At 64.4% G+C, this 13,856-nt stretch carries 9 protein-coding genes and 1 pseudogene; 6 read left to right on the forward strand and 4 right to left on the reverse strand.

The features are described 5' to 3' along the window. On the reverse strand, positions 1-180 hold a 180-nt coding region (locus tag ACYPYD_RS21300), incomplete at its 3' end, for a hypothetical protein (protein ID WP_459665420.1). Here ACYPYD_RS21300 and ACYPYD_RS21305 point away from each other — a divergent pair. The 5 genes and pseudogenes from ACYPYD_RS21305 to ACYPYD_RS21325 all read left to right on the forward strand — a co-directional run. Then, positions 173-1,015: pseudogene (locus ACYPYD_RS21305) on the forward strand (Ig-like domain-containing protein); the annotation flags it as partial. The gene ACYPYD_RS21300 and the pseudogene ACYPYD_RS21305 overlap by 8 nt on opposite strands. Before the next feature lie 226 nt (positions 1,016-1,241). Next, a complete protein-coding gene (locus ACYPYD_RS21310) occupies positions 1,242-3,854 on the forward strand; it encodes an Ig-like domain-containing protein (protein WP_459665346.1) in 2,613 nt (870 codons plus the stop codon). A 92-nt stretch (positions 3,855-3,946) separates the two neighbouring features. Further along, on the forward strand, positions 3,947-5,125 hold the full coding sequence (locus ACYPYD_RS21315; RefSeq protein ID WP_459665347.1) for a TolC family protein: 1,179 nt from the start codon (positions 3,947-3,949) through the stop codon (positions 5,123-5,125). Positions 5,126-5,175: 50 nt separating this feature from the next. Beyond that, a complete protein-coding gene (locus ACYPYD_RS21320; RefSeq protein WP_459665349.1) occupies positions 5,176-7,284 on the forward strand; it encodes a type I secretion system permease/ATPase in 2,109 nt (702 codons plus the stop codon). Then, positions 7,274-8,464, forward strand: coding sequence for an HlyD family efflux transporter periplasmic adaptor subunit (locus tag ACYPYD_RS21325; RefSeq protein WP_459665352.1), 1,191 nt, complete (start codon positions 7,274-7,276; stop codon positions 8,462-8,464). Before ACYPYD_RS21320 ends, ACYPYD_RS21325 begins: the two co-directional genes overlap by 11 nt. 3 nt (positions 8,465-8,467) lie before the next feature. Here ACYPYD_RS21325 and ACYPYD_RS21330 read toward each other — a convergent pair whose 3' ends face one another. Together ACYPYD_RS21330 and ACYPYD_RS21335 are read right to left on the reverse strand one after the other, a co-directional pair. After that, positions 8,468-10,000: an MDR family MFS transporter gene (locus tag ACYPYD_RS21330; protein ID WP_459665354.1), complete on the reverse strand. Its 1,533-nt coding sequence runs from the start codon at positions 9,998-10,000 to the stop codon at positions 8,468-8,470. Between the two features lie 199 nt (positions 10,001-10,199). Continuing rightward, positions 10,200-11,093, reverse strand: a complete 894-nt coding sequence (locus tag ACYPYD_RS21335) for a pirin family protein (RefSeq protein ID WP_459665414.1) — start codon at positions 11,091-11,093, stop codon at positions 10,200-10,202. A 147-nt stretch (positions 11,094-11,240) separates the two neighbouring features. Here ACYPYD_RS21335 and ACYPYD_RS21340 point away from each other — a divergent pair, with 147 nt between their 5' ends. Then, positions 11,241-12,167: a Rossmann-like and DUF2520 domain-containing protein gene (locus ACYPYD_RS21340; RefSeq protein ID WP_459665356.1), complete on the forward strand. Its 927-nt coding sequence runs from the start codon at positions 11,241-11,243 to the stop codon at positions 12,165-12,167. Here the strand turns inward: ACYPYD_RS21340 and ACYPYD_RS21345 are convergent. Continuing rightward, on the reverse strand, positions 12,124-13,755 hold the full coding sequence (locus tag ACYPYD_RS21345; RefSeq protein ID WP_459665357.1) for a Na+/H+ antiporter: 1,632 nt from the start codon (positions 13,753-13,755) through the stop codon (positions 12,124-12,126). The genes ACYPYD_RS21340 and ACYPYD_RS21345 overlap by 44 nt on opposite strands. Positions 13,756-13,856: the final 101 nt, after the last annotated feature.

Genomic DNA, 13,856 nt, shown 5'->3' on the forward strand with positions numbered 1-13,856 from the left:
CGTCGACAATGGGCAGCCGATCACGGTCAGGGTCACCGACGCGGCGGGCAACATGAGTGACGCGGCGACCGTCCAGGCGCCCGACCTGACTCCTCCACCAGCCACTGCCCCCACCATCGCCCCCAGCAACGGTACCGCGTTGACCGGCACCGCCGGAAGCGGCGTCGCGGTTATGCTCACGGATGCCGCAGGGCATACGGTCGGTCAGGCTACGATCGCGGCAGACGGAACATGGTCATTCACTCCGCAACCGCCGCTGACCAATGGGACCGTGATCCGCGTCGCAGCGGTGAACCTGGAGGGGCAGGCTGGCCCGACGGCCAGCATAACCATCGACTCCCTCGCTCCCGACGCTCCCACCCTTTCACCAAGCAACGGCACCGAGATCGGCGGCGCGGCCGAGGCCGGAACCACCATCTTGGTCACCGATGGCAGCGGTACGCCGCTTGGGCAGGCCGTCGCCGGCACTGACGGGGCTTGGTCGATGACGCCCGCCAATCCCGTTCCCGATGGCACGATACTGATCGCGATTGCGCGCGATGCCGCAGGCAACAGCAGCCCTCCAACCAGCACCACCGTCGATGCGATGGCGCCCCCGGCCCCGACATTGGCGCCGCCCAATGCGACGACGGTGTCCGGCACTGCGGAGCCCGGGGCAACTCTGATCCTGTCCGACGGCGACGGCGATCCGATCGGAGAGACGAGCGCCGATAGCGACGGGAACTGGATCTTCACGCCGTCGCCGCCGCTGGCGGATGGAAGCACCGTCGTGGTGGCTGCGCGCGATGCGGCGGGCAATGTCGGTCCTTCGACCAGCGCTGCGGTCGATGCCACTGCGCCTGCGGCTCCCGACATTGCCCCATCCAAAGGCGACGTGATTTCCGGCACCGGCGAGCCGGGTGCAACGGTGATCCTCACCGACGGCAGCGGCAATTCCCTCGGCCAGACGGTCGTAGGCACAGGTGGAACCTGGACCTTCACGCCGGGATCTCCGCTGCCCGACGGCACCAGCGTCAACGCCGTGGCTCGCGATGCGGCCGGCAACGAAAGTGCTTCCGATAGTATCGTCATCGATGCCGTTTCTCCCGCAGCACCCGAAATCGCACCGACCAACGGCACGGTGATATCCGGCACCTCCGAGCCCGGAGCCCTCATCCTGCTCACCGCCGGCAATGGCGATCCCATCGGCCAGACGCTCGCCGAGGCAGACGGGAACTGGAGCTTCGTTCCCGCCCCCCCCCTTGGCGGACGGCACGGGCGTCAGCGCCACCGCCCAGGATGCCGCGGGAAATGCCAGCCCCGCATCTACCACGACGGTCGATGCGATCGCTCCAGACGCGCCGAGCATAGATTCCACCAACGGCTCGCTCGTCACCGGCACGGCGGAACCGAATTCGACCGTGGTGCTGATGGACGGGACGGGCAATACATTTGCCGCCTTCTCGCCGCAGGCGAGTCCGGGCGGCTTCACGGTATTCGCAGCCTCGTCTGCGGTTCCCGATTATGGCTTGCCGCTTGGACAGGTTACGACGGATCCGCAGGGCAACTGGACGTTCACCCCCCTGCTCCCCTTGCCCGATGGCACGGTGGTCATCGCGGTATCGGTCGACGCCGCAGGCAATGTAAGCGGACCGGTCAGCACCACCGTGGACGGCGTGCCACCGGCGATTCCGACCATCGACCCGACGACCGGTGCGCTGCTGGAGGGCAATGCCGAACCGGGGGTGACGCTCCTGCTCAGCGATTCGCTGGGCAATCCGATCGGACAAACGGCTGCGGACGACAATGGCGACTGGACTTTCGTACCCACCCTCGCCTTGCCGCACGATACCGTCGTGGAGGTCGTCGCCGTCAATGCGGCCGGTAACACCAGCCTTCCGGCCAGCACGGTGGTCGATGCCGTTGCGCCCGTCGCGCCGATCATCGCCGCGAGCAGCGGCGACGTCCTTACCGGGACGGCCGAACCCGGTACGACCATCATCCTGACGGACGGGCTGGGTATCCCGCTGGGCGAGGCCATCGTCGATCAAAACGGCGACTGGATCTTCACGCCATCCACGCCCCTTCCCGATTCCACGGTGGTCGAGGCATTCGCCATCGATGCCGCCGGCAATATCGGCCCGGTATCCACCGTCACGATCGATGCGACCGCTCCTGACAGCCCTTTCCTGACGCTGGTTTCGGGCGGTGAACTTCTGCTCATATCAGCGGAACCAGGCGTTACCGTTCGGGTCGTGATCGATGGGGACACGGCCAATCCAATACAAGTCACGGTCGATGGCAACGGTAACTTCAGCCTCCCGTTGCTCACCCCGTTGATCGCCAACGAGACCGTGAGCGCCATTGCCATCGACGCCGCGGGAAACCAGAGTTTGCCCACGGTCCTGATCGCCCCCGACATCGCGCCCTTGATGATAGCCGTGGTCGAGGCGGACGACGGCTACATCAACGCGAACGAGGCGGCAGACGGCATCCAGATCGAAGTCACGCTCAGACCGACGATGCAGGCCGGGCAGCAGATCACGGCCGCGCTGAACGGTCAGGGCGGATATCAGGCGCAAGCCACCCATGTCCTGTCGGTGGGCGACATACTGGCCGGGGTCGTCGTCCTTACGATCGCGCCCGCAGGTGGTTTTCCCGAGGGAGCATCATCCGTATCGGCCAGCATCGGCGGAGGAGATGGGGCATCGCCCGTCAACTTCGTGATAGACACGAGCCCCCCCGCAACGCCCGTCCTGTCGCTGTTGGCCAGCGCTCTGACCATATCCGGCGAGCCCGGCTCGCAGCTGACGGTCACGGCGACCGTGGGCGGATTGACAACCAATACCGTGGTCACAGCCGACAACAGCGGCCTGGCCTCGCTCAACCTGTTGACGGACCTTGGCGTTCGGCTCGACTGGGCGCAGTTGCTCGACGCTCGGATCTCCGTCACCAGCGAAGATCCGGCCGGCAACACGAGCAGCGTGGCGACGATCGATGTCGCGCCCAACATCGAAGCGCCGCTGACTATCGGAGGCTTTGGTCTGGCCGTCAGCCTCAACCCGCTCAACCCCCAATTCGGCATAAGCGGTACGACCGAGCCCAACTCCACGGTGGTGATCCGGGTCGTCACTCCGGTGCTCAACGTTGAATTGCTGCCCCTTACCGCCGATGGCAGCGGCCATTTCACGCTCAATCTCCTGAGCCCGGCCATCCTGACCCAGTTGGGCCTGAACGTTACGGACATCCTCAATCTTGGCTCCCAGATATCGTTGGGAATGGTGGCCACAAATCCGCAAGGGCATGAGAGCGCGATCTACGGCTTGTCCCTCAGTCCCAATGGCCTGTCCCTGAACCTGGGACAAATCGATGTGAACGGCTCGCTGGCGGACGACATCATGTCGGGCACAACCGGGGCGGAGCACATTAACGGCAACAGCGGGAACGATCTCGTCCTGAACGTCGGCGCAGGCGATCACGTGCTGACCGGTCCGGGGCACGACACCGTCGAAGTGCTGGCCACCAACTTCTCCACCATCGACGGCGGTGCCGGGTTCGATACGATCCTGCTCGGGAACGGCATCGATCTCGATTACGGAGCGTCGGGGGTCGGCACGCTGTCGAACATCGAGCGCATCGATCTCGGCACGGGCGACAGCGGTAGCGTGTTGACCCTGACGGCGTCGGAAGTCAGCGCAATCACCGATGCGGGACACACCCTGCAGATAACCGGTGAGTCCAACGACGTGCTGAACATCGCCGGTGCCGTCGACACCGGATCGACGCAGACGCTCGATGGCCTCGTATACGACGTCTATACATTCGGGGTGAGCACCATTCTAGTCGAGGACAACACAGTCCAGGTCGTCGTGTGAGGGCAGCGGGGGGAGGCCGCGCAGATGCTTTGTTCGTTCTTGGCATGATCGCTTTCATGACCGTTTGCCCAGGTCTGCGGCAGGCGGAGGCCATGACGGTGGAGGAAGCCGTAGCTGCCGCGATGGCGCGTCATCCGGCGCTCTCCGCGGCAGCGTCGGAGGTGAGGGCCGCGCATACCGAGGTGAAAGTGGCGCGATCCGGATACCTCCCGTCGATCTCCGCATCGGGCGGCCCACGGGAAGTGTCGCCGGAGAAATGGGCTTATGAAGTGACCGCTGCGCAGATGGTCCACGACTGGGGGCAGACGCGCAGCAGGACCGACGGCGCGCGGGCGGCCGAACGGAAGGCCTGCGCAGAATGGTCGATAACACGCGACGAAGCGGTCCGAGACGTGATCGAAACCTACCTCGATGTCGTGCTGGCGCGCCTGCAGCGCGAAGTCGATCTCGCGCAGATTTCGACGCTCGAGGATCTGTCGCGCATGACCGGCATGCGGGCGGATGGCGGATATGCCGATCGCAGCGAGCCGGACCGGGTGCAACTCGAACTGGCCCGCGCGCATCAAAGGCTGGCCAGCGATGACGGACAAGCCGCCAATGCCGGTGCGCAGTTCGAAACGCTAGTCGGAACGCCCCCCGGACATCTGGAGCAGCCCGTACCGGCCTCGATGGTCCGGCGTATCGAAACGCAGGATATCGATACGCTGATCGACGAGGCTCCCGCCTTCCGCAAAGCGCTCGAGGAAACGCACTACGCCCGGGCCCAGTTCGACGATGCCCGCTCGTCGATACTGCCGCGCGTAAATCTCGAGGCGACTGCGCTCAGTCGTGAGATCGGCGGCAGGATGGCAAGCGATGCGGTCGTAGCACTGCGCCTGCGCATGACGCCGCTACAGGGCCTTTCGTCATTTGACCGGGCCGATGCAGCAAGGCAGCGCGTGAACGCCGCACAATTGAAAGAGGCCGCGGTTCGGCGCGATATCGCCCGCGAGCTGCGCAACCTGATGACGACGGCAACCGCGCTCGAGCAGCAGGCACAGACACTGCGCGCCCAGGTTTCGGATGCCGGCAACCTGAGCGGCCTCTATCGCGAGCAGTTCGAGGTCGGTCGCCGCGACATCGTCGATCTCGTGACGATCCAGCGCGAGCATTTCGATGCCCGGCGATCGCTCAACGAAGTCATGCTGCAAATGGCCAGGACTCAATATCGGATAGCGGCACAGCTGGGCCGGCTGTCCGATCTGGTCACTTTGCCGCCGGAACTGCCGTGACGGATGTCGGGCCAGACAAATGCGGATCATCGCCGCGCAGGCAGGATAGCTTGCGGGCAGGCCTGGTCCTCCTCGCGGCCGTGCTGGGGCGGCATACCAGCGTGGCCGAACTGGGCGACGGGATGCCGCTCGTCGATGGCACTATACCTCTGGACATGGTGCCAAGGGCCATGCGGCGGCTCGACATAGCCGCGAAGGTCCGGCGCTGCGATCTCGATCTGCCGAGTTATCTGCTACCGGTCCTGTTGTTACTCAAGGACGGGAACAGCGTGGTTCTTGCCGCGCGGGAAGGCGACGTGGCGCTCCTGCTGTTGCCCGATGCGGATGGCGGCATGCAGCGAACACCTGTGGCCGAGCTGGCGGTATTGCACACAGGCATCGCGGTCTTCGCCAAGCCGCGCTTCAAGTCGGAGCCCCGGGCCGCCGCATTTGCGTCCACCGATGGTCGGCATTGGTTCTTTGGTGCACTGAGACGGTATCGCCGTGCTTATCTGGAAGTGGCTCTCGGCGCGATGATGGCCAACCTGCTCGCCATCGCGACGGCCATTTTCGCGATGCAGGTCTACGACCGGGTCGTGCCCAATTCGGCGTTCGATACCCTCTGGATACTTGCGAGCGGGGTCGTCATCGCCATCGTGCTCGAAACTATGCTGCGTTATATGCGCGGGCATCTTCTCGATGCGATGGGCAAGAGCCTGGACCTCAACCTGTCGACACAGCTGTTCGCGCGCGTGCTGCAGACGAGACTTGCCGCCCGCCCCGCCTCGCTTGGAGCCTTCACCAGCCAGATTCGCGAGTTCGAAGGCGTCCGCGAATTCTTCACCTCGTCCAGCGCAGCCATCGCCAGCGACCTGCCATTCACGCTCATATTTCTCACGATCATCGCGCTGATCGGCGGCCCGGTCGTCGTCGTGCCGATTGCTGCCGTCCTGCTGATGGTGCTGCCCAGCCTGCTCATGCAGCGCCGGCTTGCAGACCTTTCGCGCAGGAACCTGCGGGAAGGTGCGATCAAGAACAGCATCCTCATCGAGGTGGTGGAGAACCTGGAAGCGATCAAGGCGGGGCGCGGCGAAGGGCGTGCCTTGCGCTTGTGGGAATCGCTGACCGCCCAACTCGCGGAAACTGCGCGGCACAGCCATTTGTTGTCGAGCGCGCTGACTTATGGCGCAGGAATGGTGCAGCAACTTTGCTACGTCGGCGTCGTCGCCTTCGGCGTGTACCGCATCGGCGAAGGGGCGATGACCGTCGGCGCGCTCGTCGCATGCTCGCTGCTTGCGGCAAGGGCCGTTGCGCCGATGTCGCAGGCTGCGGGAATACTGGCACGATGGCAACATACCCGGGTCGCGCTCGAAGGGCTGGACCAGCTCATGGCCGCTGCGGTCGAGCGCCCCGGGAACCGTGTATTCGTCCGCGCGGAGCGTTTGCGGGGACGGTTCGTCCTGACGGACGCCGCGGTTCGATACGACGACGAACCGCCGGTGGTGAAAATCGCCGCACTCACCATCGCCGCCGGAGAGAAAGTGGCGATACTGGGCGGGAATGGCGCCGGAAAATCGACGCTGCTGCGCCTTCTGTCCGGCCTTGGCGACGCGACGTCGGGCACTGTCATGCTCGACGGGATGAATCTTGCCCAGATCGACCCTTCGGATCGGCGGGCGGCAATCGGCTTCCTGCCGCAGGACATCGCCCTGATGCAGGGCTCGCTGCGAGAGAACCTCAATCTCGAGGGCCGCGCCATATCAGATGCGGAGATCTTCACGGTTCTCGACGATGTGGGGCTGGGGCGCTTCGTACGGGCCAATCCCATGGGGCTGGACCTGCCCCTGCTCGGCAACCGCAGTCTGTCCGGCGGACAACGACAGGCGGTGGGTCTTGCTCGGGTGATCCTGCAGGACCCGCAGATCGTGCTGCTCGACGAAGCGACGGCGTTCTACGATCAGGCGGCCGAGGACCACCTGGTTACGCGCCTGCAACCCTGGCTGGGCGATCGCACGCTGGTCCTGACGACACACAAGCGTTCGATGCTGGCGCTGGTCGATCGCGTTATCGTCATGCGCGATGGCGGTGTGGTGATGGATGGCCCGATCGGCAGCGTCGTCTCCGGCAATCAGGTGGCCGCGCCCGAGCGCATGGCGGCGGGAGCGGCGCATGGCGGTTGAAGCCTTCCCGGCACAAGGGTTCCACCGCGAACCGGACGATCCATTCCAGACGGGCCCGCATCCCCTGTTTCGCCCCTTGCTGTGGGCAGTAATGGCCAGCATCGTGATCGCCATCGTGTGGGCATCCCTTGCCCGTATCGACGAAGTCACGCGCGGTGAAGGAAGGGTCGTCCCGGTCAGTCGCATGCAGAAGATCCAGAGCCTGGAGGGCGGCATTCTGGCAGACCTTCTGGTCGGCGAAGGCGATATCGTGGCCCCCGGGCAGTCGCTGGTCCGGCTCGATCCCACGCATTTCAGGACCTCCTACGAAGAATCCGCCAGCCAGGCGGTCGTTCTCAAAGCCGCGATAGCCAGGCTTCAGGCGGAAGTGCTCGGCAAGGGTTCGATCAGCTTTCCTCCACAGGTCCAGGCCGATGACGCGCTCGTCCGTTCCGAGCGCGAACTGTTCGCTTCCCGGCGCAGCAAACTGGAGGAAGGGCGGCGGACCCTGCAGCAGCAGATTCACATCGCGCGAGGGCAATTGGCCATCGTGCAGCCGCTGACCGCCCGCAAGGTCGTCAGCGAGATGGAGGCGCTCAAACTGCGGCAGGACATCGCGACTTATACCGGCAAGCTGGTCGAACTTGAAAACACCTATGCGCAGGAGGCCTATACCGAACTGGCCAACAAGCAGGCCGAGTTGAGCGCCGTCACCCCGATCGTCCAGCAGCGCGGCGATCAACTGCGGCGAACCGAAATCCGCTCACCGGTACGGGGGCGGATCAACACCGTCCTGATCAATACGCGCGGCGGTGTGGTTCAACCCGGCGAGCCGATCATGGAAGTGACGCCGATCGAAGATCGCCTGTTGATCGAAGCACGGGTTCGCCCGCGCGACGTGGCGTTCCTGGTCCCCGGCATGCCGGCGAAAGTGAAGATCACGGCATACGACTATACCGTCTACGGCGACCTTAACGGGCGGGTCGAGCGGATCAGTGCCGATACCATCGAGGAGGAGACGGTGCGCGGCAAGGACGCCTACTATCAGGTCTTCGTCCGCACCGACGGCGCGCATCTCATGCGGGACGGCAAGGCGCTGCCGATCATTCCCGGCATGGTCGCCGAGGTGGATATTCTGAATGGAAAGCGCAGTGTTCTCAACTATCTGCTACGCCCCCTTCTCAAGGCACGTTTACATTGAGCATCAGGCCGCCGAACGTCGTTCCTCCGAGGGCTCTTCACCTTCGACATGGCCGCTGATTTCCGACCCTGCATCCCTTGCAAAGCGCAGGTTCCAGATGGTGGCGGTGAATGAGATCGCAGTGACGACCCAGAACGCCACCGAAAAATCGCGCAACGTCGGTGCTGAATTGCCATTGGCGATCATGGCAAGGTGCAACGCCATGGCCGCCACGCAAATGCCCAGAGACAACATCAATTGCTGGAACGTGGAATAGAACGCCGTCGCGCGGCTCATGTGCTGCTTATCGACACCATCATAAGCGATTGTATTATAAGCCGTGAACTGGAAGGACATGAAGAAGCCGCACAGCACCAGAACCGCGAACATCGCCCAGGTCGGCCAGGCGGGGCCGAACAGGCCGCAGATGGCATAGCCGCCGGTTGCGATCACCCCATTCCAGATCAGGGCACGGCGGAAGCCGAAACGGCGAAGAACGCGCTGCGCGAAGCTCTTCATCGCCAGCGAGCCGATCGCGGTGGCTACGGTGATCGTCCCGCTCTTCGCTGCGGTGAATCCAAGGCCTACCTGCATCATCAGTGGGAGCAGGAATGGCTGGGCACCTTGGGTAATGCGCGTGATCGATCCCGCAATGACCGAAAGGCGAAACGTCGGGTCACGTAGCAGTTCGAGGTCGAGGATGGCACCCTCGCGGTTGCGGGCATGGCGGACATAGAAGATGCCTGCGATCAGGCCGATAGCCACCAGCACTCCTGCCATGACGCTTTCGCCGGGACGGCTGACCATCTCGAAGCCGAAGAGCAGGCACCCTAGCGAAAGGCCACTGAGGATGAAGCCGGGCGTGTCGAAGCGGCCGGGCTCATCCTCGCGAATGTTGGCGATATAGCGACCGACCAGCCAGAAGCCCAGCGCCCCCATCGGCAGGTTGATGTAGAATATCCACCGCCAGTCCAGATAAGTCACGATGAACCCGCCCAGTGGCGGCCCCAGTATCGGGCCGATCAACGCGGGAACCAGCAACCATGACATTGCATTGACCATGTCGCGCTTGGCGACGGAGCGCAGCAGGACCAGTCGCCCGACCGGTATCATCATCGCCCCTCCCACGCCCTGCAGGAAGCGCGAGGCGACCATCATTTCCAGGGAGCGCGACTGCCCGCAGGCAAGGCTTCCCAGCACGAACAGCAGGATTGCGGTACGGAAAACCGTGCGCGATCCGAAGCGATCGGCCAGCGAACCGGAGGCGGGAATGAAGATCGCAAGCGCCAGCAGGTAGGACGTCAGCGCAACGCTCATCTCTTGTGGACGCACGGAGAAGTCCCGCGCCATGGTGGGAAGCGCCGTGGCCAGCACCGTCGCATCGACGAATTCCATGAACAGGGCTGATGCAATGATAAGCGCGACAAAACGGTAGTTTGCGCCGGACTCCGCAGGTCCTTCATCACGCGTCTTTGCCAGTGCTCCGGCCGCAGGGACGATCCCGTCCCGCACTTCGGCATTGACCGAGGCGATACCGCGCCGCCGCGGCCTCAACATGGGACCAGAGGGCAGCGGGCAAGAAGATACATGTTCAGCTTTCCGGATTACGGACGAATGGGCCTCTCCAGTCCAAGGGCCGTCCATCGTGTCGCGGGCGTACCGGAACCCGTCATATAAGTGCGATGCGCGGTATTGAAACCCCTTCCCTTCGGAAAATGGCCCTTCGCGCCGCGCTTTCAGCCGATTTCCATCCGCGTCACGACATTGCCGGAGGCTTCAGAAACGGGTCGTCCGGCAGGGGAATGAATTCCTGATCGTCCGCATCTGGCAGTTTCATGCGGCCGGCTTTCCAGTCCTCCGCAGCCTGACGAAGCCTATCCTTGGAAGATGAGACGAAGTTCCAGTAGAGGAAGCGCTCGCCGACCGGCTCGCCACCCAGCACCATCACGGTGGATCGTTCCACGGCGATTACACTGGATACGTCGGCGCCAAGAACCAGCATATTGCCCGCTTCGTAGCGGCTGCCATCGACTTCGATCGCCCCGGTAGCGACATAGACCGCCCGCTCCGCGTGGCCCGGCGGCACTTCGGCTCTCGCGCCTACATCGAGGTCCAGATGTGCGTAGAACAACGGAGAATGCGTGCGCGCTCCGGCAGTAAGGCCGTAGGCGCTGCCTGCAATCAACTGGCCGCGCACGCCCGCTTCGCTCCATTGCGGAAGATCGTCTCCGGCGTGGTGAGAGAATGAGGGCGCCACTTCCTCGTCGCCTTCCGGCAAGGCGACCCAGGCCTGGATGCCGTGGAGATGATCGCCGACGGCGCGGGCCTTTTCGAACCGTTCGCTATGCGTAATGCCGCTGCCCGCCGTCATCCAGTTCACTTCCTGCGGGCGGATCGTCTGATGCGAGCCGACACTATCACGGTGCACGATCTCGCCGGAGAACAGATACGTCACGGTAGACAGGCCGATATGCGGGTGCGGCCGCACATCGAGGCTGCGATCGGCGCCTGCCGCGACGTCGAGCGGTCCCATGTGATCGAAGAACACGAACGGCCCGACCATGCGCCGTTTGGCGAAAGGCAGAACCCGGCCCACGTCCAGACCGCCGCCAAGGCTGCGCCGCCGTTGCTCGATCACCATTTCGATCATGTCGTCTCGCCCGTTGTTTTCCTTGCTCGGCCAGATATGCGGCATCGCCGAGGGCCGTGCAACTTGCGAGCCGACACGCTGGGTATTCCGCATTTTCCGAGTCATCAGGTGATCCCACCTGATTAGAAAATGCTTTAGGCAGTCGTCATGACTGTCACGCCCATAGCCGAACGGATCGGCATCGTCGGAACCGGACGCGTCGCGCGGGCCTTCGCGCTGGGACTGCGTGATCACTCGCGGTCCCAACTGCTGCTTTGGGGGCGCAACGCCGCGCGCGCGGTGCAAACTGCGCGGCACATCGAGCGATGCGTGATCGCGGATAGCTTGAGCACCCTCGCCGCGACCTGCGATCTCATCGTCATCGCCGTTGCCGACGATGCGATCGAGATGATGGCGGCCGAGATGGCGAAAGAGCCGCTGCCCGGCGCGCCCTTCGTCTGCCATCTCAGCGGAGGAAGCGGAACTGCCCCCCTCTCCTGCCTGCAGGCGATCGGCGCAAGGACGGCTGCGGTCCATCCCGCCATGACTTTCACCGGCGAGCCGCAGATCGAGGTCGAGCGCATGGCCGCCGCCCACTTCGCAGTGACCGGGTCGAGCCCGGCCGCGACGGTCACCGGAATGACACTCGTGCGCGCACTTGGCGGCGTGGCCGTAGAGGTCGCCGATGCCGACCGGCCTCTGTACCATGCGGCATTGTGTCATGCGGCCAACCATCTGGTCACCCTCATTGCCGGTGCAGGCGACGCCCTGAAACTGGCCGGTATCGCCGCGCCGGGGGCTTTTCTTGCCCCTCTGGTTCGCGCGGCGCTCGAAAACAGCCTCGATCGTGGACTGGCGGCTCTATCCGGGCCTGTTCTGCGAGGGGACGCGGGCACCATCGAGCGCCATCTCGACGTCATCGCCAGGGACGACCCCGCGCTGATGTCACCTTACCGCGCCATGGCGCTGGCAACGCTCGACGCACTAGGCGACCGAGGCGCGCAGGAGCGCAAGGAGCTTGAACGACTCCTCGCGCCCGGCCGGATCGATTTCAGCCTAGAAAGCGGGCTTCCGACAGATCCAGTTCGCGAGTGAGCTTGCGGGCGGTTTCGCTGCTGATGTTTCGCGCGCGAAGCAAGTGCGCAAGTGCCGCCCTCTCCGCCTTGACTCCGACGAGGCGGAAGTCGCGAAGCAGCTTGTCTCCGGTACGCGCCTCTGCGGATTGGCGCTCGCTCAGGCCTTCGATGCGTTCGCGGTAGAGGGTCATCACCTGCCCCCCGGCATCCGCGAACAGATCGGCCTCGCCGTGGCTTTCGGCGAGGGCGTGTTGGTGCCGCTCGATCGCCTGGATCGCGGCTTCGGCGACTGCGATCCTGGCAGAATCCTCCTCCGCCTGACGTGCCGGTTCGGGCGGCATGGCCAATCCCTTGAGCAGGAACGGCAAGGTCACGCTTGCCAGTACCAGCGAAACGACGATCACCCCAGCGGCCAGGAAGATCGCAAGGTCGCGAGTGGGAAACGGCGTTCCGTCGTTGAGGGTCAGCGGCAAGGTCAGCACACCGGCCAGCGTGATCGCCCCGCGCACGCCCGCCACCGAGGTCGCGGCGATCAGGCGCCAGTCCGGCGTCTGCACGCCGACGCCGCGCTTGGCCTTGCGCAGGATCGTCAGCTTCAGCGACGCCCACACCCACACGAAGCGCAAGGTCGCCAGACCCGCGACGATCGCCAGCGTGTAGATCGCGAGCCACCAGGCCTCGCTATGCCCGGTCACCGCGACGGTCTGGCGCGCTCCGGCGAGGATGCCCGGCATCTGCTCGCCCAGCAGCACGAAGATGATGCCGTTCAGGGTGAACTGGATCATGTCCCACACCGAGTTACGACGCATCCGGGTAACCGCGAGGGCCTGCCGCGAAATCTCGGCATACGTCATCGTCACGCCCGCGCTGACCGCCGCGAGAATACCGGAAGCGTGGAAATGCTCGGCCAGCAGGTAGGAGCCGAAGGGGATCAGCAGGCTGACCAGAATCTGGGAGCCGGTGTCTTCTCCCCAACGCTTCGTCACCCACGCCTTCACGCGCGTCACCACCAGCGTCACCGCGACACCGATGACGAGGCCGCCGCCCGCGACCCACAGGAAGTTGAGCGCCGCGCTTCCGGCCGAGAACGTGCCGGTCAGAGCCGCCGCCACCGCGAAGCGCAGGCAGACCAGGCCCGAGGCATCGTTGAGCAGCGATTCGCCTTCGAGGATGTGCATCATTCGCTTGGGGATCGGCACGCGGGCAGCAATGGCCGACACCGCGATCGGGTCGGTCGGCGAAACCACGGCGGCAAGCGCGAAGGCCACCGCCAGCGGCATCGCCGGGATCATCCAATGGATCAGGAAGCCCATGCCGATCACGGTCATCAGGACGAGGCCAAGGGCCAGTTCCACCACCGTGGAGGCGTCCTTGAACAATTCGTCCTTGGGGATGCGCCAGCCGTCAAGGAACAGCAGGGGCGGCAGGAACAGGAACAGGAACAGTTCGGGATCGAGTTCAACCCGATGCGATGTGGACATTCCGATCACACCGCCCAGCACGATCTGGACCAGCGGCGTGGGTATCGAGAACGGCATCATCCTCGCAACGGCACCGCTGACGACGACCGCCAGCAGCAGAAAAAGTACGATCGAAACTGTCTCCAAAACCTCACTCCATATGACTACCCGTGCAGTCTAGGAGGCAGGGCGCCCGAGGGGCAACCCACTAATTGCAAAAAAGGCAATTAAATTCAGTTCTGAACGTA

The sequence above is a fragment of the Novosphingobium sp. 11B genome (assembly GCF_054589055.1).